This window comes from Shewanella septentrionalis, assembly GCF_025370265.1.
Taxonomy (GTDB): domain Bacteria; phylum Pseudomonadota; class Gammaproteobacteria; order Enterobacterales; family Shewanellaceae; genus Shewanella; species Shewanella hafniensis.
This window is the reverse complement of the sequence record NZ_JAMTCC010000020.1, coordinates 1-19,904: the sequence shown is the minus strand read 5'-3', so window position 1 is coordinate 19,904 and position 19,904 is coordinate 1. Positions and strand designations below refer to the sequence as shown.

Below are 19,904 nucleotides of genomic sequence, written 5' to 3'. Positions count from 1 at the left end.
TTGATTATTAAGCTTAATATATTATTTTTGTTTGAATAATCTATCATACTTTCCTACTAGTCAAAGCCATTTTTTATGTTGGAGTGCACAAACTCTGTACATCTGATTTGATTGCGTTATAGTTTGCGCTGTTAGGCCATGGGCTTAACTTTCATTAAGCAGTGAGGGATAAAATGACTAAGCAAAAACCGCAAAATATGACCTTAGAGCACGAAAGTGGCCGAGGCACCATTACCGACAACGCACTTAAAGCGTTAGTGACGAGTCCTTTATTTAGGACCCGTACCGAGAAAGCGAAAAAGGGCAAAGGGTCATACGACCGTAATGCACAAAACCGAAAGGGGCATCAGCACAAGGGCGATGCCCCTTTTGACTTTCTACGTCTGAGCTTTTGTTGATCTGTTATTTCCCCTGTTTTAGCCCGCTTGCTTTAGTCCCTCGTTAGTCCTGCCCGTTACTGCTACTTCGCCAGCCTCAACATCCGTCTTTACGCTTAAATCAGCCTTATTGTCGATAGTCGCTTTCCTTCTGAGAGCTTAGCTTGGAATGAATTGGTACTTTTACCCTGAGCGAGTATGGTGAACGCTTAGAGGGTTTTAGCGAAGGAGATGCGCATGGCACAGCAATATCGAATCGAACAGGACACTATGGGTGAGGTAAAAGTCCCCGCTGATTGTTATTGGGGCGCGCAAACCGAGCGTTCGCGGCAGCACTTTCGTATCGGGGGCGAAGCGTCAATGTCGATTGAAGTGATCCATGCATTTGGTTATCTCAAAAAGGCCGCCGCCATCACCAATCAACAACTCGGCACTTTGACTCAAGCTAAAGCCCAACTGATTGCCCAAGTGTGCGATGAGCTGATTGCGGGCGAACTCGATACGCAATTTCCCTTGGTGATTTGGCAAACGGGCTCGGGCACGCAAACCAATATGAACGTCAATGAGGTGATCGCCTATCGCGGCCATGTGCTCTCGGGTGGACAACTCACCGATGCAGTTAAATGTTTGCACCCCAATGACGATGTTAACCGCTCACAATCCTCCAATGATACCTTTCCCACCGCCATGCACATTGCTGCCTATCGTCAAGCCGTTGAGCTGGTTTTGCCCTGCATGACGTCACTACAGCAGAGCTTGCAGCACAAGGCCGAGGAGTTTGCGCACCTAGTTAAAATCGGCCGCACGCATTTTATGGATGCGACACCGTTAACCTTGGGCCAAGAGTTTTCGGGTTACGCCGCGCAATTAAGTCATGGCATCGAAGGCATTGAGCACAGTCTCAAGCGGGTGGCCGAGTTAGCCTTAGGTGCGACTGCTGTCGGCACTGGGCTGAATACGCATAAGGATTACGCCGTTAAGGTGGCGGACAATATCGCAAAACTCACAGGCTTGCCCTTAGTGACGGCGCCGAATAAGTTTGCCGCCCTTGCTGCCCACGATGAATTAGTCGCCCTGTCGGCGGCCTATAAAGTCGCGGCGGTAGGTTTAATGAAGATCGCAAATGATATTAGGATGTTAGGTTCTGGCCCACGCTGCGGCATCGCTGAGTTATTCCTGCCTGAAAATGAACCGGGTTCGTCGATTATGCCGGGCAAAGTGAACCCGACTCAGGTCGAGGCCATGACTATGGTCTGCGCGCAAATCATGGGCAATGATGTCGCCGTTGGCATTGGTGGCAGCAATGGTCAGTTTGAGCTCAATGTGTTTAAGCCGATGATTATCGCCAATGTGCTGCAATCGGGGCGCTTATTGGGGGATGCTTGTCAGTCGTTTAATGACCATTGCGTGGTCGGCATAGTGGCAAATGAACCGCAAATTGCTCTGCATGTGGAAAACTCACTCATGCTAGTGACGGCGTTGAATCAACATATCGGTTATGAAAAGGCCGCTAAGATCGCCAAAAAAGCCCATAGCGAACACAAGACGCTGCGCCAAGCGGCCTTAGAACTTGAGTTTGTCACGGCAGAAGAATTCGAGCTTTGGGTCGATGCCAATAAGATGTTGGGGCCAGATGCTTAATATCTATTGCTTAATACATAATGTCTCAGCCTAGCTGCTGATAAATGAGCGAAAGAAATAGTGAGGCGAAACAGTGGAGTAAGGATGCTGAAGCATTCGCAGTGTTAATGTTTACGGTGCATCGAATGATAAAAAAACAAAAAGCGAACCAGAGGTTCGCTTTTTGAGTCATAGCCTGTCCTGTATCAGAATAACTTAGTCTTGGGTATCAGCGTCGACTACTTCAGCCCACAGATCGTGTTCATCTGAATGGATGATGCGAGCACGAACCAACATACCAGGTTCCAACTCAGTTTCACCATTGATGAACACCATACCGTCGATTTCTGGTGCGTCGGCAAAGCTGCGGCCAATGGCGCCTTCTTCGTCTACATCGTCAATCAGAATATCTAAGGTACGGCCAACGAAACGGGCTAAACGCTCGGCGCTGATCTCGGCTTGGACTTCCATAAATCTGTGGTATCTGTCTTCTTTCACTTCTTCGCTGATAAGTTCGGCGATGGTGTTGGCGACAGCGCCATCCACTTCTGAATACTTAAAGCAACCGACGCGATCGAGGCGGGCTTCTTTTAAGAAATCGAGCAGGATTTGGAAATCCTCTTCGGTTTCACCTGGGAAGCCGACGATGAAGGTCGAGCGGATCACTAGATCGGGACAAATTTCACGCCAGCGTTGAATCGCTTCTAACTGACGGTCAACACGGCCTGGGCGTTTCATCATCTTCAGGATACGTGGGCTTGCATGCTGCATTGGAATATCCAGATACGGCAGGATTAAACCTTCGGCCATCAGCGGGATCAGATCGTCAACCCATGGGTATGGATAGATGTAATGCAGACGCACCCAAGCGCCCATTTTACCCAGTTGGCGCGCTAGGCTAGTAATGTCTTGCTTGACTGGCATACCGTTCCAAAAATCGGTACGACCGCCTTTGTCTTTGCCGTAGGCCGAGGTATCTTGGCTCACGACTAGAATTTCTTGTACGCCTGATTCAACTAGACGCTTGGCTTCATCTAAGATGCTGCCCGCTGGGCGGCTGTCGAGATCGCCACGTAGTGAAGGAATAATGCAGAAAGTACAACGGTTGTCGCAACCTTCTGAAATCTTTAAATAAGCGTAATGCTTAGGCGTTAACTTAACCCCAGTTTGTGGGATTAATGATGTGAAAGGGTTGTGTTCTGGCTTAGGCACATATTTGTGAACGTGCTTCAACACAGCTTCGTAGCTGTGTGGGCCAGTGATTTCTAACACATCTGGGTGCACTTCGCGGATTTGGTTTTCTTTGGCGCCAAGGCAGCCAGTTACGATCACTTTGCCGTTTTCTTCTAAGGCTTCACGCACAGCATCCAGAGATTCTTCAACCGCAGCATCGATAAAGCCGCAGGTGTTGACGATAACTAAGTCGGCATTGTCGTAGCTGTTAGTCACTTCGTAGCCGTCGATGCGTAACTGAGTCAGAATACGCTCTGAATCCACGAGGTTTTTTGGGCAGCCCAAAGACACGAAACCGATGCGATTCCCAGTGGTAACAGCATTAGTGCTTGCTGCTTCTAATGTTTTTACTGGGATATCAAGCGTGGTCGTTTGCTTGGGTTTAAAAGTTTCAACTGTCATGGTTTCTCGCTGAGGTATAAGCCGCCTTAAAAAAGATGGCGGATTATACCTGAAGTGGTTAAAAGGTACAGTAGCTTTGGCTGAAAAGTGTACAACTGGGGCGCTGAATATGCCAGTTAACCCTAAGGCCTATTTTGGGTGTGGGTATAGAGATATCCGCTAGAGATCCGCAGTCGAACTCATAGGGATAAAAAGAGCTAAATATTTTTCAGAAAAATTAACCCTTTTTAAAATCCGCCGCGTTTATAGCGAGCAAGAGACAGTTTGTTGATGCTGTTACATATTGGTACAGGTATTGGCACTTTTTACTGATAGCCTAAGCGCTAAATAAGCGACACAGTCGTGTTAGCCGTCTCGTTTGAATATGCGTTCTATTTGAAGTGGTTTAGCTATAAGCACATTATTTTGGAGTAAGTTATGAAAAATTCTCTTTTAGCGGTATTGGTAGCGGGTGGTCTTTTTTCGAGTACGTTTATGGCGCCAGCAGTGCTCGCCGCTGAGGTCGATTTCCCCCACATTGAAACCATGGGGGTCAGCCAAATCCAAGTCGAGCCCGATATGGCGGATGTGAATGTGGAAGTGGCCGTGACCGAAAAAACCGCTAAAGCCGCCAAGGATAATTCCGATGCCGCCGTGGCTAAGTTTATCGCCCGTCTCACCGCAGCGGGAGTGACTAAAGACCAGATCCAGAGCGCGAATTTAAATCTTCAACCGCAATACGTGTATGTGCAGGATAAGGCGCCAGAGCTGACGGGTTACACCGCCAGTCGTCAAATTACCGTGACGGTAACAGACTTTAGCCGCTTAAATGCAATCTTAGATTCGGCTTTGGAAGAGGGCATGAATCGGGTGAATAACATCGCCCTTAAATCGAGCAAAGAAGCGGAATATGTCGCCAAGGCACGCCAAGCTGCAATTGTGGATGCCAAACAAAAAGCCGAGTCTTTGGCTAAAGGTTTTGGGGAGAACCTAGGTAAGATCTGGCAGATCCGTTATTACGATCAACGCCCCGTGCAACCTGTCATGTTACGCATGAGCGCCAAAGCCGATGCCATGGGCGCCGCCGAGAGCTATCAGTACGGCCAAGTGAGCATAGAAGATAGAATCGAAGTGATTTATAAGTTGAAGTAGTCAGTGTTGAAGTAATAAGTGCTGAAGAATAGAAAAGGGCAGACTTAAATCGAGTCTGCCCTTTTTGTTCGCCAGTTCTTATTGGCTGCCGCTAGGGTTACATCTTCCAGCTTACAGTTGCACTATAGTTGGCTGGTGCACCGTAGAAACCTTGGGCCCAATAGAGGCTGTTGAGGTATTTCTCATCGGTGATGTTGTTGGCGTTAACGGTCAGGCTAACATTGTCGGTAAATGCGTAGCGCGCCATCAAATCGACGATAGCATAGGCATCTTGTTTCGTGATAATAGGGTCACCCGCATTGGCAAAACCATCAGCAACTACGTCATCCTGTGTGCGAGAGATATCATCCTGCCAGCGCATGTTAACACCAAAGCTTAAGCCTTCGAGTTGCTCAAATTCATAGACGGCACTTAACTTAAATAACTTACTTGGCGTGTATTCTTTTACCAGTTTGGCAACATCATCGCGGCCATTAATGTTGAAGTCGGTATAACCTAAGCTCACCTGTAAGCCCGGATAAACCTCTCCCGCTATATCCAGTTCGTAACCTTTGCTATTGATCCCATCACCAGCAATAAAAATCGTGTTATCAGGATTGCTGTTGAGTGGAACAGCCAAGTTCACTTGTTCGACATCGAAGTAGGCGAGGCTGGCGATTAACTTACCATCAAATAATTCGCTCTTTAAACCGACCTCACGACTTTCGCCTGTCACTGGGTCAATCAATTGATTGTTAATGTCTCTTTTAATTTGTGCGAGGAAGGTTTCGGTATAGCTAGCGTAGGCGACCAGTTCTGGCATAAAACGATAGACAAGCCCTAGGTAAGGGATGAAATCTTGTGCATCGGTATCCCGTGATTCACCGTAGGATTCACCTTTTGCTTCCCATTGGTTAAAGCGGCCACCAGTAATTAAGTGCATGTCTTCAAACAAATTAAACCGTCCAGTGAAATAAGCGGCTTTTTGGGTTGAGTTAACATCGCTCCCCAATGGACTGTCGGCAAAGGTGGGATAGGGCGTATTGCCTTCCCACGTATTGAGGTCTGGCATGGCAGGGAAACCATTGCCTGTGGTGTAGTCGTAGAGTGAGTGTTCTTGTTTGTCTGACGTTGAGTAGTTTAGGCCAAAAACTAACTGGTGTTCACGGCCAAACAAATTGATATCGCCTTTAACGTACACATCGGCCAAATCGCTGCTTTCCGTTGCATCGTATTCACTGCCGTAACCGGTCAGACCTAGCTCTGTGGTTTTATCTGGTGTGCCGTAAACATAAAAAAGCTGGGTGTCTTCATCGGTTGATTTATGCGAGTAAGTCGCACGCAGGTGCCAGTCATCGTTAAAGTAATGACTTAGCTCAACCACAGTATTGTGCTTCTCAACTAACCATGATGACCAATTGGCCGAGGTGCTAGTAGAGCGATCATAATTGGTCGCGCTACCGTCGGTATAATACAGCGGCAGTGCACCCCATAGGCCACCATCTGTGTCATTTTTAATGTAAGCATGGCTGAGTGAAAGAGTGGTGTTATCGGATAATTGTGCCTCAAGCATGGCATACAGGACATTCTTGTCTTGTTGATAGCGATCAAGATAGGAATCTTGAACTTGCTTCACCGCCACCGCTCTGGCAGCGACTTTTTCGCCCAAATTCACTGTGCCATCGAGTTCAAGGCGGGCGTTGTCAAAACTGCCGTAGCTGGCATTAATGTTAAATTGATTGTCTGCCGTTGGGCGCTTACGAATAAAGTTAACCGTGGCTGAGGGATTACCCACACCTGTCATTAAACCATTGGCGCCGCGGATCACTTCAACGCGGTCATAAATGGCGGTATCTTCGTCAGAATGGTTACTGCCGGAGCTTAATGGTAGGCCGATACCATCAATCTGGAAATTAGTGATATCAAAGCCGCGGGCGGTGTAATAAGTACGGTCAGTCTCGATACGTTCAACATTGACACCCGTCGCTGTATCTAAAACAGTATTGATATTGGTGAGTTGGAAGTCGCTCATTTGCGCGCTGGTAATCACAGAGACAGATTGCGGAATATCACTGATTGGCAATTCTAATTTTGAAGCACCACTGGCCGTACTGGCGTTGTAACCTGCAATATAACTGCCTTTGATTTCTATTTTTTCAATTTTTTCATCGACATTTTCATTGGGAGCGGCCTCATCGGCATAGCTTGGCATAGCAGTCGATAGTGCAATGATTATTGCTGAATAGAGTGTGGACAAGCGCAGTGTGTTCATCATTAAGCCTGATATTTTGGGGATGGGATGGAAAAGTGAGCACAATATAACGTAAGCGTACGGTTAAGTTAATGATATTCGTTATCATTTACATTTGTTAAATTTTGCAGGTTAAACTCGCGAATACTACTTAAGCCTGATTTACCTTGTGGTCTGCGTGGGTGAGGTAAGTGCTCATGATGAAATGCCAACACCTTGTGGTGAAAGATTTTATTAACATGATGAACAGTAAAAACTGGCAAATTTAAACATTTATCCTCACACTAGTAAGGTGATGTTAAGGAGGCCGTTTATGGATTTCCCCGCTCGAATAAAGCAGCAAACATGCATGGATTGCTTAAGTGGTAAGTCATTAGGATTTGAAATTCGCATGGCATTTCAACCTATCATTCATTGGCCTAGTCGTGAGATCCACGGATATGAGGCCCTTGTCCGTGGGCCCAATGGAGAGGGCGCTGGATGGGTGTTTGAGCGGATTAACGAAAGCAACAAGTACTATTTCGATCAGGCCTGCCGAGTTAAAGCGATAGAAACCGCCTCCAAACTGGGACTCGATAAGATGCTCAGTATCAACTTTCTGCCTAATGCCGTGTATAACCCTGAGACTTGTATCCGCGCGACGATTGAAGCCGCTGACATGTATGGGTTTGATATTCACAAAATCATGTTCGAAGTGACAGAGGGTGAGCAAATTGTCGATCGAGCGAAATTAGTCCGCATCTTCGAGAGTTATGCTAAGCGTGGTTTTATCACCGCAATCGATGATTTTGGCAGTGGTTTTGCTGATTTAAGTTGGTTAGATGCCCTGCGTCCCCAAGTGCTAAAACTCGATATGACTTTGATCCGTGATATCGATGTCGATAAAGAAAAACAGCTGGCGGTGGATGAAATACTGCGTATTTGTCTAGAACTTAATACCAGAGTCTTGGCCGAAGGCGTTGAGAGCGAAGCCGAACTGAATTATCTCGCTGGAATCGGGATTGAGTATTTTCAGGGTTATTACTTTGCTAAACCTAAGCTCGAACATTTAAGCACCTACGAAGAGCTGAACTTTCATGCACCATAGCCGCGCTCGTTCGACGTCTTAAACTATCTGGTTATTCTTCTGCTTTTTTGCGTTTACCATCGAATCTAAAATATTTAATTAACAGACACTTGCCAGCACGTTAAGTGCGGCGAGTGTGTCTGTGCCTGTCAGTAAAAACGACAAACGCGATGATGGCTTAGTTTAAATTGGGGCGGATATTTGAATCGCCGCTCTTACCCTTGCGGAGTTAGCGCCGCGAAAAGGTGGTGATATCGACACATCTGACTAAGCTTACTCTGACTCAAACAAAGGAGGTGTTATGAAACAGTTTACAGCTTTAACCCTATTAGTATCTTGTTCCTTACTGCTAGCTAGCCCAGTATTTGCCCACGGTGAAATCGGTGAACCCTCGGATGGCGCCAAGGGAATGGCGGGTGCCATGGGTATCATAGAATTTAAACCCTCAGATTGGCAAGAGAATAAACAGAGCTGGTGGAAGGACAGTGATGGTGTTGCACCCGGTGTTGCCGGTTGCCATGTCGGCACCGATGAACAAGGTGTGCCTAATGGCAGAATGTTTGGCGAGGCGTGTTTGCCCGATGGCTTGTTAGTCGAATCCAATCCTGGCAAAGATGTGATACACGGTCACAGTGACGACTTAGGTCATCCTGATACCTTTGACTGTAATGCTTGGTGTGTTGGCGAAGGTAAAACTGCGGGTATGTGTGAAGTGGCCGCCGCGCCGCCTTGCGAGCAATCCGCGAGATGCGCCTGCAAGTAGTTAATTGCGAGTGTGAGCTCGATGTGTGTTGTGAGTTCACTGCGATTTCATTTCTTTGGCTAACATATTATTCTATCTGCGATTATCGCGCTTAGCGGCTCTCCTACCCAACATACTTATTTGAATCCTTGAGTGCACAATTGGCCGCTTTAGCTTTAGCCGTACTGAGCTGTGGGGCAATTGTTTGTTTCTGATATCGGCTAACTGATATATCATGCGCCACCTAAAATTGCCCTTGTTACCTATTCGCTACTATGTCTTCCAACGCGCTCTATACCGATTTATCCGGCTATTACGATTTAATGTGTTCTGATATTAACTACCAGCAACAGAGTGCGAGCATCCATCGTCTGCATCAGTTCCTTGGCAATAACGGTAAACAACACCTTGATTTAGCTTGTGGTACGGGTCCGCATGTGCGGCATTTTATCGATCTTGGTTATCAATGCAGTGGCCTCGATATTAATCAGCCCATGCTCGACATGGCCATGCGCCGTTGTCCCGAAGCCCAGTTTAACCTGCAAGATATGACAGCATTCTATTTAGAAGAGCGCGTCGACTTGATTACCTGTTTTTTATATTCCATCCACTACAGCGCTTGTATCGAACGCCTTAAAAGTTGTATCGCCAGTGTGCACAGTGCGCTCAATGACGGCGGACTGTTTTGTTTTAACACGGTCGATAAACACAGAATCGATAACACGGCCTCGGTTAAGCATTTTGCCGAGTTTGATGGTAGTCATTTCGCCTTCGAATCCGGCTGGCATTACAGTGGTCAAGGCGAGAAACAGTCATTAAAGCTGAGTATTGCCAAAAGCAGTCTGCCGTTTACTGAGGTGTCAGCTTCGCCTTTACCAGCCTCTGATATGAAAGATTTAGGCTCGCTGGAAGCGGGGTTACACGCCGCAGGTTTGCAGGACGTTGGCTTACAAGAACTACACAGCATTGAGCAATGGCAAGATCAACATGCCATGGTCGCGACTAGCTTCACAGAACTTCAAGAACTGTTAGCCCCCTATTTTGAAGTGCATGTTTTCGAACACGATTATGAAAGAATCGTCCCGTGGGATCTCGCATCCGGCAACGCGCTGTTTGTCTGCGTGAAGATTTGACCTTCTGTTGAAGGTTCGGCAATTGGGCAATCGTCTTCGAACTTCGTTTGAACTTTCATTCTTTTAACGAGAAAGTTAAAGTCGTTGGGCTCCATCCGTGATTATTCATTAAGCGCTGACCAAAAGGGGAGAAGTACCTGTTCTCCTTTTGGCTTATTTGTAAAATATGGCCGGCATTCTTAACGGATTTGAAAGCCTCTTTTACTCATGGCCAAAGGGGCTATGGCTTTCGAAGTCCTCGCTTTACATCCATGTAAAATACTCCTGTTCGGCAATCCTCGTCTCGCTCACAAGCCAGAAAAACACTGATTTTCATTCATCCTGCGGTAACTCTGAGGGAAGGTGTATTTCTGGGTGCTAAGTACTGATGTTTAAATATGTTAGATATAAGAGCCTTACTTGCCCGATCATTTTGTCCCCTTAAGCAAACCGCATTTAAACTAGCCAAAAGCGGGATTGGATCACGAAATCAAACCATCGCCAATGAAAGGGACAAAAGTCCGTTTCTTAGCCTTGATTATTGAGTATTTTTATTATCTCGATGTTTAACGGATAAAAAGGATCGCTATATGGACATTATTTCATGGTTTAGTATCAATAATACCTTTGTTAATATTCCTCTGGGCAGTGGCTATGCCATGTCATGGATTGAAATGGTTGGCACTGTATTTGGTTTATTGTGTATTTGGTGTGCAAGCAAAGAGAAAACGATTAACTATTTTTTTGGTTTAATTAATGTGACTTTGTTTGCAATCATCTTTTACCAAATCCAACTATATGGATTATTAATTCTGCAATTATTCTTTTTTGTCGCCAATATCTACGGCTGGTATGCGTGGACTCGTCCCAATACTATTGATGGCGAATCACTACAAGTGCGTTGGCTATCTAAACAAAAACTGCTCATTACTGGCGTGGTCAGTATTGTCGCTATTTGTTTGATGACTATCTTCATTGACCCTTTCTTTGCAGCGTTAGCTAAAATCGCCACTAACACACTCAACGCCTTCGGAAATGATATCGTCCTTAAACCTTTAGATCCTGATGCCTTCCCGTTTTGGGATGCCACAATGACTGTATTGTCAGTGGTCGCGCAAATTCTCATGACCCGCAAGTATGTTGAAAACTGGATTCTGTGGGTTGTGATAAACGTGATTAGTGTTGGTGTGTATGCTGCGCAAGGGGTTTACGCCATGTCTATCGAATACGCAATTCTGCTGTTCATCGCATTGAATGGCACGCGAGTATGGATGGCAACTGCAAAGTCTAACCAAGCCAAATCCTCAAAGCAGGCGGTGCTATGAACCTACAACCACACATTGCCGTCAGTGCTGACGATATAGCTTCTAGAGTGATTGTGTGTGGTGATCCTGCTCGTGCAGCGCGTATCGCGGGTTGGTGTGAAAACGGCAAACAAGTTGCCAGTAATCGTGAGTTTCAGTTATTTAATGCACGATTTAACGGTATAGATGTCACGATTTGCAGTACAGGTATAGGCGCTGCTTCAATGCTGATTGCATTAGAGGAGCTTAAACAGTGCGGAGTTACTACCATCATTCGTGTTGGATCTGCAGGAGCGTTGCAACACAATATTGGCCTAGGAGAATTGATTATTGCCGAAGGGGCCGTTCGTGACGAAGGGGGCTCCTTGAGCTATCTTCCTGCATCCTATCCTGCTGTAGCCGATCATGCCTTAGTTGCGGCCTTACTTAGTGCAGCTAAGCAACTTCAAAGTAAATATTACTTAGGCTTAGTGCGTTCCCATGACAGTTTTTATACCGACCAAGAGACGGAAATTTGTGAGTTTTGGCACCAGCGTGGTGTACTCGCTGCTGACATGGAAACCTCTGCACTGTTAACGGTCGGGCGTTTCCGTGGTTTGCAGGTTGCATCCATTCTTAATAACGTTGTTCTATTTGAGCAGGAAGTTAAAGAAGGTATTGGTCAGTTTAAACAAGTTAACGGCGGTATGATTGAGGGGGAAAAGCGTTCAGCAATGATTGCGTTGCAAGCGCTAACAAGCCATAGGAGTTAACTTCACAATCGTAGTCAATGGCGCGCTACTCTATCGATGGAATCTATTTTATGTGCCTCGAATGAGTGGAAGCGTTATTGCTGCGGCATGTAAAGTGATGCCATCACAATGATTGGTCACAACAAATGCAGATCGAGCCAAACCCGAATACTCGCTTTTATCCATTCCTTAAAGCACACAGTGAGCAATTTCGGCAGAAATTAATGCACTGTGCAGTCGCTACTCGTCACCTCATCAAAGGTTCTGCTCTGCTAACCCAAGGGCAAGTTGTAGACCATTTATACCTAGTGCCTCACGGCCGAGTCTCTATGAATATTACTGTCGCTAGTGGTAAGCGTTTTCAGCTTGGTGAGGTGCAGTGTACTGAACAAATCTTTGGTGAAATGGAGTTTTTAAATCAAAATCTTTGTCAGTGGAGTGTAGTCGCTGAACAGGATATTGATGTAACGGCTATTTCCGTGGCGAAGCTGACGAGATCCTTACAGGCTCATCCTGAAATGGCGATGTTTTTTGCCAGTGCTTTAGCTGATGATTATCAAGACTCCATGGATATCTATACCCAACGATTATTACGCCCCATAGTGTATAACATTGCCTATGATCTATGGATACGAGATAGCAATACTGTTGTCCTTGGTGGTTTTACTAAAATCGACCCTGAAGCCGAACGTTTTGGTACAATTAGCCGCGTTTATCGACGAGCAGTGAAAGAGTTAGTTGTTCGTGGCTTAGTCCGGAAACAAGGGGCACATTTGGAAATTTTAGATCGCCAAGGTTTAAAAGCATTTCTTGATGACAGTAGCCATAATGATTTGTAGTCAGATTATATGTGTCTGTGAGTGTGGTAAAACGAATTTATATTAGTAAATAAGTTAGACATTCATTTTGATAACGTTACTTCGCGATAATTATTCCCATAATAGATAATGCTTAATTTTTCTAAGTTAAGTTAGGCTAAGTTAATTTTAGCCGTATCGTTTAAGTCCTATTTATAAAGGAAAATGTATTTTCCTTTAGCCTGTTTCATCATCCATGATATCTCAATGGCATTCTTATTCGAGCACTTCGACTACTTCGCAGGGGAAGATGCATTGCTTTAATTTAGATGTTGTTAGCCCTTAAAAACAAAATGAGTCTTGGGTGCTCTGGCTTTTCTATTCTCTTTTCATACTTTTGTGATGATGGCTGGCGGCTGATTTCGTGCTTCAATGTACGGTAAAGCGAACGCTATTATTGATGGAATGACTGGCAGTATGGAGAGTTGATATGAAGCAACTAGCAGAAAACCTGTGGATTTTTGATGGTGAAGCCGTACCATTTTTTACCTTGCCCTATACCACACGGATGACAGTGATCCGCTTAAATAATGGCGCTTTGTGGGTACATAGCCCAATCAAACTCACCCCTGAACTTCAGGCACTGGTCGAAGCGTTAGGCGAAGTTCGTTATCTTATTGCGCCTAACCACTTGCACCACCTATTTTTAAAGGACTGGCAGCAACGTTATCCGCAGGCCCAAAGCTTTGGCACTGCGGAAGTTCAAACAAAGCGGCCAGATCTCCATTTTGACGGGCTGTTCACCGCTCAATTTCATGCCATGTGGGCGACTGATATTGACCAAATATTATTTACGGGCTCTCATTTCATGCAGGAATGTGTGTTCCTTCATAAAGCATCGCGTACTTTGATTGTGACGGATCTTATCGAGAACTTTTCACCCGAATCTTTTAATGCCTTACAGCGATTATTGGCTCGCGGAGCGGGAATACTCGCTCCAAACGGTAAAATGCCCTTAGATTGGCGCTTAAGTTTTATGTTTGCTAAGACACAAGCGCGCAGTCATATTGATAAAATATTAGCTTGGGAGCCCAAAGCCATCATCATGGCCCATGGTCTTATTATCGAGAATGATGCAACGGCATTTTTGGAAAAATCATTTTCTTGGGTAAATAGGGAGGGATAATATTATTATTTTCCCCCAATATCATTTTAGCGTTTAAACCGATATACATTATCAGCGAATAAAAGGCGGACACTTTATAGTTGAATTCGGGAGTTAACTATCTGCAATATTATTTAAAATTAACCCATGTGACATGAATGATGACTAATTTGTGAGGGGTAGTAGGTTGATGGAATGTAGCGTGGTTGTGAATTTATCCCTTATCTATGAAATAGTTACAATTCAATAGGCAATAAATACATTAGCCAGAGTGAGTGCAAATTACCGCTATTAATATATAAGTGATTTTAGCTGTTATTTTAGACGGTTTTTCTTCATTTTAAATTATCTTGATTAAGCTATAGCATTGATAGTAGTGTTTTTTATTAACTTTCTTAAATCTATTTAGATTGAGTTCGGTAAGTCTGGCATTACTTTTGTAATGTACTTAGCGTATTTAAATAATTAACTAGGAGTACATTATGAAAAATACCATTCTTACTTTGGCCGCCATTATTTCTTTAGCCTCTGTTAGTGTTTACTCTCATGCAGAGAACATGAAAAATAATGATGTCGCAGAAAATGGCATTTATGTTGGTGCTAACTATGGTTATTTAAAAGTCGATGGTAAAGATGACTTCGATGACAATAGCGATGTTATTCAAGGGCTTGTTGGTTATCGCTTCAACCAATATTTAGCTATCGAAGGCGGATACGTCAACTTCGGTGATTATGGCAATAGTTTATCTAATGCAGAAACAGATGGTTATACCGCTGCGCTAAAAGTCTCATATCCCATTGTAGATCGCGTTGAGTTGTACGCTAAAGGTGGGCAACTATGGTATTCCACTGATTATGATGTGTTAGGTTTTTCTGGAAATAAAGATGGTGAAGGTGTGTTCGCCGGTGCCGGTGTCGCATTTAAAGTCACAGATCGATTCTTAATTAATGCCGAGTACACTTGGTATGATGCAGGAATTACCGTTGAGAATGTTAGCAACGGTGCAGATACAGACACAGACTTTAAACAAGCCAGTTTAGGTGTTGAATATCGATTCTAATTATTCGTTTTTGATATTTATAATTTAAAAATTGATTATCTAGGTGTGACACGCTAAGTGTCACACCTTTTTACTTTGATATTATCTTTGTAGTTTTTATTGGGTTTCATTCTTTTAAAGAAAGATCAAGGTCAGGGCGGGATCATACTTTGTTAACAGTAGGGAACTTCTTCCTATCTGCATGATCTGATCGGGCATGTTATTCTACTGAGCCTAATCCATTCCTTATTTGAACACTTGAAACTCATCGAAGACCCTCGCTCTCATATCAACCTAGACCATGATTTAGTTGATATTATTTTTCTTGTTTTAGCCGCAATCGCTTCAGGTTGTGATGGCTGGCAAGCTATCGAAGAATTCGGCCAAGAGAACCTATCTTGGCTACGTAAACATCGAGATTTTGACAAAGGGATCCCGACTCGGCATTCCATTGCTCGGATTATTAAAGTTATTGATACCGAAATACTGGTGTTAACGCTCTTTAGTTGGGCAAATAGTTTAAGAGAAACCTCATCCAAGCCATTGATCGCTATTGACGGCAAAACCTTGCGTGGGGCTGTTAATCAACATGGTGCTAAAAATGCGCTACACCTCGTTTCGGCCTTTGATACCGAACAAGGTATTGTGCTTTATCAGCAAGATACACAGGACCAAAGGTAACGAAATCGCAACGGTTCAAGCGCTGTTGCACATGTTAGACATTAAAGACGCTGTTGTGACGTTTGATGCACTTCACTGCCAGCGGGAAACGCTTCAACAAATCATCAAAGCTAAAGGCGACTATGTTGTTCAGGTCAAAGGCAACCAACCGCTACTGAGGCAGGCCATTGAGATGCAATTTCAACCTCACTGGGATAACGACGGCGTCGACATATTGAGTATCGAAGAGGGTGACAAGGGGCATGGTCGTAAGGAGCGTCGCACAACGTTTCAAATTCCAGCAAAGCTGCCACAGGCGCTCGCGAAAAAGTGGCCATCAGCCAAGTCACTCATTGCAGTTGAACGTCAACGAACATGTAAAGGCATTACAACCATAAATACGGATTATTACTTAAGTTCTTTGCCGCTAGATGTCGAACTTGCAGCCAAAGCGGTGCGTCAGCATTGGCACATCGAGAACCAGCAACACTGGGTACTTGACGTCACCTTTAGGGAAGACTGTTCAAGGATTGGTGACAGTGAAAATGCGAAGAATATGGCGTTATTTCGGCGTATCGTGCTGAACCTTTTAGAGCAGCATCCGCTAAAAGCCAGCAAACCAACCAAGATAAGAAAGGCAGCATGGAATGGCGATTTTAGGAGCGAGATTTTTTTTGGTTAAGATATTTAACAAAGCTTAATCCCGCCCTGAGATCAAGGTAGGGCACCTCCCGATTGATGGAACCTGGGATAGCTTTTGTGGTTGGGGCAAGCCTCATGCGCCCGAGTGGCCACATGAGGCTGAGTGGTAGCGCGTGTTAGGTGCGGAAGCGACTAATCAACTGAGCTAAGTTGTGGGCCAGTTGACTCAGTTCCTGGCTGGACTGAGATACATGGCCAGTTCCCATTGAGACCTTAGTGGCGGCATCACTAATATTAATGATGTTGACACCCAGTTCGCCAGTTACGGCGGTTTGCTGCTCGGTGGCACTGGCTACTTGAATAGCCATATCGTTGATAATACTGATGGCAGCGCTGATCCTTTCAATTGCATCACTGGCCTCATTTGCACAGCGAACACTCCCTTGCATGCGCTCTCGGCTTTTTTGCATGACTTCATTGGCATGCAGGGCTCTTTGTTGCAGTTGCTCTATGGTGCCTTTGATTTCCCGTGCTGAGCTTTGAGTGCGGCTGGCGAGAGTGCGTACTTCATCTGCAACCACGGCAAAGCCTCGGCCTGCTTCACCCGCTCTGGCGGCTTCAATGGCAGCATTGAGGGCCAGAAGATTGGTTTGTTCTGTGATTTGGCCAATGACTTCTAGCACCATAGCGATGGAGTCTGAGTCTTTTTGCAATTGACCAATCACTTCGCTGGCGGTCGTGATTTCGACATCTGAGTTGCGAATCGTTTCCAGCGTTTGTAATACCACCTGCTGCCCTTCGGCCGTGGCTTGCACACCTAGATTGGCCTGATCGGCCGTTTGAGTGGTATTACGGGAAATATCGCTAATTGAGCTTTGCAACTCCGTCATTGCGGTTGCCACTTGGTCAACTTCAGCGCGTTGTTGGTGCATATCTTCGGCCGCTTCGGCGGCGATTGTACTCATCTCTTCCACGGCGGCGGCCAACTGTACAGAAGCCGCGCCAATCTGAGAGATCATATCCTGTAATGTAATACGCATTTGCTCAAGGGTTTTTGCTAAATGGGTGAATTCACTACTGGTGAACTTTTCCATCGGAATACGGGTTGCGAGATCACCAGAAGCAATGTTTTCCAGTACTTGAGTGGTTGCGCCAAGGGGAATAAAGATCCGGCGCAGTAGGAACCATGCGGCCCCGAGTGCGATCGTCACAAAGAGGCAGAAGACGATAATCAGACTGCTACTAAGGGATTGGATTGCCTGTTCACTAGCATTTCTGGCGGAGCTGACTTTCAGAGTTTCCAGCGTCATTAAGGCGCTGAGTTCTGTCTCCACGTTATTGTAAATATGCCATGCTTCCATTGATGTCAGCATATTGGCGGTATTCTCTGGCAGGTCGTTATTATCCTGTTTCAAGAATTGAGTATGTAGTTCCATAAATGCTTGTAGTGGTGCGTTCAGTTTTTCTAACTGTACTAGAGTGTCTTTCCCTGAACCTTGTTTGAGTTCATTAAGTGCGGCTTGGATCAACAATGTCTGGTCTTGCAGATATTGACGCGATTCTTCGCTCATAGGCGCATCCAGTACCCGCCTTAAGCTGTAACCCAACTGTTCACGTCTGAGGCCCGATACCAGTTGAAGTAAAGCGGCAGCTTGAACGTTGCTGTGATACTCACGTTCTAACAGGCTTATCTGACTTTTAACCTCTTGCAAATGATAGGCAATAGTACCCAAGGATAGGCAAAACAGCGCTAAAAGCGCCGAGAACAAAGTGATTAACAACTTGCGTAAAGAAAGCTTGGAAAAGATGGCTTGACTCACAACCTGACTCCAAAAATAACCGTATGAAATATATGATGAATGGCTCTGGATTCTAGATTTTTAAACCGTATTAAACTGTGACTTATAGCGATTTAATTGGTAATTTCTTTGAATTTCAGTGTTTTTTATTGATTATATTTGTAAGTCATTATTTGCATTTTTTTTCTTATTATATTAGGTAATTTTTGCAACACAGCGAATAGGTAGGTTGTTTTTAAGGGACGTCGCCAAGCTCGTGCAGCTTCATTCGTGAGTTTTAATCAAGAGTCGATTAAGTAGGATTGCTGTTCCCGATCCTCCTTGGATTGTTTTTATATACAGCCAGAGGTTCCTAGCGAAATTACATGCATATTTATAAGGCATGGCTTCGTGCTTATTTGAAAATAGCTAACGCTTCCGATGGTTTTGCTTTATCCATATAAGCCCTCTAGTTTGGCAGGCCTAGCCTCTCGCTCATCAGCACGAAAATCACCGATTTTCATTCGCCCCTTTCCCCCGAAAGCTACGCAGACGTTCTGTCTGCATCACGCGCTATCCTTTTAATAAAGAATAACAAATCAGTAACAAATCAGGCCGCCCAATATAAAACAAGAACATAATGTACTTTCAGTTAGCATCCAAGTGACTAAAAGTTACTTAGTGGCTAAAAAGCTTGCGAGGTATTGCTCCAGAGGATGATGACTGACTAAATTGACCTATTTGGCCGAAAAAACGATATTTTTAGTAAAAAAAGCCCAACCCATTGCCTCGTTGGAGGTCTTGAAGGAACGAGCAATGAAACAGGCTTGAAATCAGCCAGCGTTAAGGTACCGGCAGCATTTAGCAAAGTGCCGTCGTCGCTTCTCTAAATGCTCGCAGTAATCGGTCAGTTCTTGCAGCGTCCCCACTGGACCATGAAATAGCTTACCAAACTCTGTGGTCAGTTTTAACCAATTTTCATGGGATATATTTAATCTTGTCAGTAAGTTGGCGCTATTTTCACTTATTGCACCACGCTTGTCGTTGCGGATGATCCGCCCTGTATCCTCAACTAACTCAAGATAATCCTTGAGTGTAAACGCGATTCCATTAGGTTGGTTATCGCGTTCATTACCAATGAAAGGCAGTAGATTGTTAGGCTGATCACCTTTCAATGCTGCCCGAATGCGTAGCTGAATGCTGGTATGGTCTGATTGTTCTGGCGTGTCAGCCATTTTGGCTCTGATGGGATTCAAATCAACATAGGTCATACAGGCTAAAACAGCGGCTTCATCAAGTAGAGCCTGTGACTTAAAGCGACCTTCCCAAAAACGACCTGTACAGTTATCTTCTTGATTTTCTTGTCTTGCTATCGGCTCGTTTAAGCAACGCATGAACCAACTGATATCACATAAACGGCTACGATATATCGCTATGGAATGTTTTAATCTGTTGACCTCATAGGCCTCAACCAACTCGCCTTTAGCAAATTTTTGTGTTAATTCATCGCCTTTAAATAGCTTATGCCATTGCTCAAGCACCTCTCTGTCGCTCCAGCGGTTTGCTGTCTCTACATCAATGCGTAAAACCACATGTAGATGATTGGACATCACCGCAAAGGCCGCCACATCTATGGCAAAAACGGCTTCGAGTTCAAACAGTAGCGACTCTACCCAAGCGCGGCGATGGTCATAGTTTTTACCTGAGTAATCATCATCGCCACACAAAAAAGCACGTCGAACGACACGACTGCAACAGTGATAAAAAGGGGTGTCTTCAAGACTAATTTGAGTTCTGCGAGGGCGCGGCATACCAACCTCCTTGTTTAATGCTTAACCAAAGCATAGTCGGAGGTTAACTACCTCGCCATTAAC

At 44.9% G+C, this 19,904-nt stretch carries 15 protein-coding genes and 1 pseudogene; 12 read left to right on the top strand and 4 right to left on the bottom strand.

Features of this window, described 5'->3' with window-relative positions; all coding sequences use genetic code 11:
- Positions 1 to 173: 173 nt before the first annotated feature.
- Both NE536_RS12720 and fumC read left to right on the top strand, forming a co-directional pair.
- On the top strand, positions 174 to 398 hold the full coding sequence (locus NE536_RS12720; RefSeq protein WP_011847915.1) for a ribosome alternative rescue factor ArfA: 225 nt from the start codon (positions 174 to 176) through the stop codon (positions 396 to 398).
- 216 nt (positions 399 to 614) lie between these two features.
- Positions 615 to 2,018, top strand: coding sequence for a class II fumarate hydratase (gene fumC / locus NE536_RS12715; RefSeq protein WP_261272911.1), 1,404 nt, complete (start codon positions 615 to 617; stop codon positions 2,016 to 2,018).
- A gap of 195 nt (positions 2,019 to 2,213) precedes the next feature.
- Here fumC and rimO read toward each other — a convergent pair whose 3' ends face one another.
- On the bottom strand, positions 2,214 to 3,632 hold the full coding sequence (gene rimO, locus NE536_RS12710) for a 30S ribosomal protein S12 methylthiotransferase RimO (protein ID WP_261272910.1): 1,419 nt from the start codon (positions 3,630 to 3,632) through the stop codon (positions 2,214 to 2,216).
- 417 nt (positions 3,633 to 4,049) lie between these two features.
- Here rimO and NE536_RS12705 point away from each other — a divergent pair, with 417 nt between their 5' ends.
- Positions 4,050 to 4,763 (top strand): oxidative stress defense protein, encoded by a 714-nt coding sequence (locus tag NE536_RS12705; protein WP_261272909.1) that lies wholly within the window; start codon positions 4,050 to 4,052, stop codon positions 4,761 to 4,763.
- Positions 4,764 to 4,860: 97 nt separating this feature from the next.
- Here NE536_RS12705 and NE536_RS12700 read toward each other — a convergent pair whose 3' ends face one another.
- Positions 4,861 to 7,014 carry a TonB-dependent siderophore receptor gene (locus NE536_RS12700; protein WP_261272959.1) on the bottom strand — a complete coding sequence of 718 codons (2,154 nt, stop codon included), beginning with the start codon at positions 7,012 to 7,014 and terminating at the stop codon, positions 4,861 to 4,863.
- 292 nt (positions 7,015 to 7,306) lie between these two features.
- On the opposite strand from NE536_RS12700, the gene NE536_RS12695 reads away from it, so the two are divergent.
- The 9 genes and pseudogenes from NE536_RS12695 to NE536_RS12655 all read left to right on the top strand — a co-directional run bounded on the left by NE536_RS12695 (position 7,307) and on the right by NE536_RS12655 (position 16,292).
- Positions 7,307 to 8,080 (top strand): EAL domain-containing protein, encoded by a 774-nt coding sequence (locus NE536_RS12695; protein WP_261272908.1) that lies wholly within the window; start codon positions 7,307 to 7,309, stop codon positions 8,078 to 8,080.
- Between the two features lie 280 nt (positions 8,081 to 8,360).
- Positions 8,361 to 8,822 carry a hypothetical protein gene (locus NE536_RS12690; RefSeq protein ID WP_261272907.1) on the top strand — a complete coding sequence of 154 codons (462 nt, stop codon included), beginning with the start codon at positions 8,361 to 8,363 and terminating at the stop codon, positions 8,820 to 8,822.
- Between the two features lie 254 nt (positions 8,823 to 9,076).
- Positions 9,077 to 9,934: a class I SAM-dependent DNA methyltransferase gene (locus NE536_RS12685; protein WP_261272906.1), complete on the top strand. Its 858-nt coding sequence runs from the start codon at positions 9,077 to 9,079 to the stop codon at positions 9,932 to 9,934.
- A 569-nt stretch (positions 9,935 to 10,503) separates the two neighbouring features.
- A complete protein-coding gene (pnuC, locus tag NE536_RS12680; RefSeq protein ID WP_006083229.1) occupies positions 10,504 to 11,238 on the top strand; it encodes a nicotinamide riboside transporter PnuC in 735 nt (244 codons plus the stop codon).
- Complete coding sequence (locus NE536_RS12675) at positions 11,235 to 11,969, top strand: nucleoside phosphorylase (RefSeq protein WP_063884273.1); 735 nt, start codon at positions 11,235 to 11,237, stop codon at positions 11,967 to 11,969. The genes pnuC and NE536_RS12675 overlap by 4 nt, the downstream gene beginning before the upstream one ends.
- 125 nt (positions 11,970 to 12,094) lie before the next feature.
- Positions 12,095 to 12,787 carry a Crp/Fnr family transcriptional regulator gene (locus NE536_RS12670; protein WP_261272905.1) on the top strand — a complete coding sequence of 231 codons (693 nt, stop codon included), beginning with the start codon at positions 12,095 to 12,097 and terminating at the stop codon, positions 12,785 to 12,787.
- A gap of 448 nt (positions 12,788 to 13,235) precedes the next feature.
- Positions 13,236 to 13,931: a DUF4336 domain-containing protein gene (locus NE536_RS12665; protein ID WP_259524327.1), complete on the top strand. Its 696-nt coding sequence runs from the start codon at positions 13,236 to 13,238 to the stop codon at positions 13,929 to 13,931.
- A gap of 461 nt (positions 13,932 to 14,392) precedes the next feature.
- Complete coding sequence (locus NE536_RS12660; protein WP_261272904.1) at positions 14,393 to 14,971, top strand: porin family protein; 579 nt, start codon at positions 14,393 to 14,395, stop codon at positions 14,969 to 14,971.
- A gap of 216 nt (positions 14,972 to 15,187) precedes the next feature.
- A pseudogene (locus tag NE536_RS12655) lies at positions 15,188 to 16,292 on the top strand (ISAs1 family transposase).
- A gap of 136 nt (positions 16,293 to 16,428) precedes the next feature.
- On the opposite strand, the gene NE536_RS12650 reads toward NE536_RS12655, so the two are convergent.
- Positions 16,429 to 18,072, bottom strand: a complete 1,644-nt coding sequence (locus NE536_RS12650) for a methyl-accepting chemotaxis protein (protein WP_261272903.1) — start codon at positions 18,070 to 18,072, stop codon at positions 16,429 to 16,431.
- 791 nt (positions 18,073 to 18,863) lie between these two features.
- Positions 18,864 to 19,841 (bottom strand): transposase, encoded by a 978-nt coding sequence (locus NE536_RS12645; RefSeq protein WP_261272902.1) that lies wholly within the window; start codon positions 19,839 to 19,841, stop codon positions 18,864 to 18,866.
- Between the last annotated feature and the right edge of the window lie 63 nt (positions 19,842 to 19,904).

Coding starts and splice junctions, on each gene's coding strand:
- NE536_RS12720 (WP_011847915.1), top strand. CDS start 174: ATGACTAAGCAAAAACCGCAAAATATGACCTTAGAGCACGAAAGTGGC.
- fumC (WP_261272911.1), top strand. CDS start 615: ATGGCACAGCAATATCGAATCGAACAGGACACTATGGGTGAGGTAAAA.
- rimO (WP_261272910.1), bottom strand. CDS start 3,632: ATGACAGTTGAAACTTTTAAACCCAAGCAAACGACCACGCTTGATATC.
- NE536_RS12705 (WP_261272909.1), top strand. CDS start 4,050: ATGAAAAATTCTCTTTTAGCGGTATTGGTAGCGGGTGGTCTTTTTTCG.
- NE536_RS12700 (WP_261272959.1), bottom strand. CDS start 7,014: ATGAACACACTGCGCTTGTCCACACTCTATTCAGCAATAATCATTGCA.
- NE536_RS12695 (WP_261272908.1), top strand. CDS start 7,307: ATGGATTTCCCCGCTCGAATAAAGCAGCAAACATGCATGGATTGCTTA.
- NE536_RS12690 (WP_261272907.1), top strand. CDS start 8,361: ATGAAACAGTTTACAGCTTTAACCCTATTAGTATCTTGTTCCTTACTG.
- NE536_RS12685 (WP_261272906.1), top strand. CDS start 9,077: ATGTCTTCCAACGCGCTCTATACCGATTTATCCGGCTATTACGATTTA.
- pnuC (WP_006083229.1), top strand. CDS start 10,504: ATGGACATTATTTCATGGTTTAGTATCAATAATACCTTTGTTAATATT.
- NE536_RS12675 (WP_063884273.1), top strand. CDS start 11,235: ATGAACCTACAACCACACATTGCCGTCAGTGCTGACGATATAGCTTCT.
- NE536_RS12670 (WP_261272905.1), top strand. CDS start 12,095: ATGCAGATCGAGCCAAACCCGAATACTCGCTTTTATCCATTCCTTAAA.
- NE536_RS12665 (WP_259524327.1), top strand. CDS start 13,236: ATGAAGCAACTAGCAGAAAACCTGTGGATTTTTGATGGTGAAGCCGTA.
- NE536_RS12660 (WP_261272904.1), top strand. CDS start 14,393: ATGAAAAATACCATTCTTACTTTGGCCGCCATTATTTCTTTAGCCTCT.
- NE536_RS12645 (WP_261272902.1), bottom strand. CDS start 19,841: ATGCCGCGCCCTCGCAGAACTCAAATTAGTCTTGAAGACACCCCTTTT.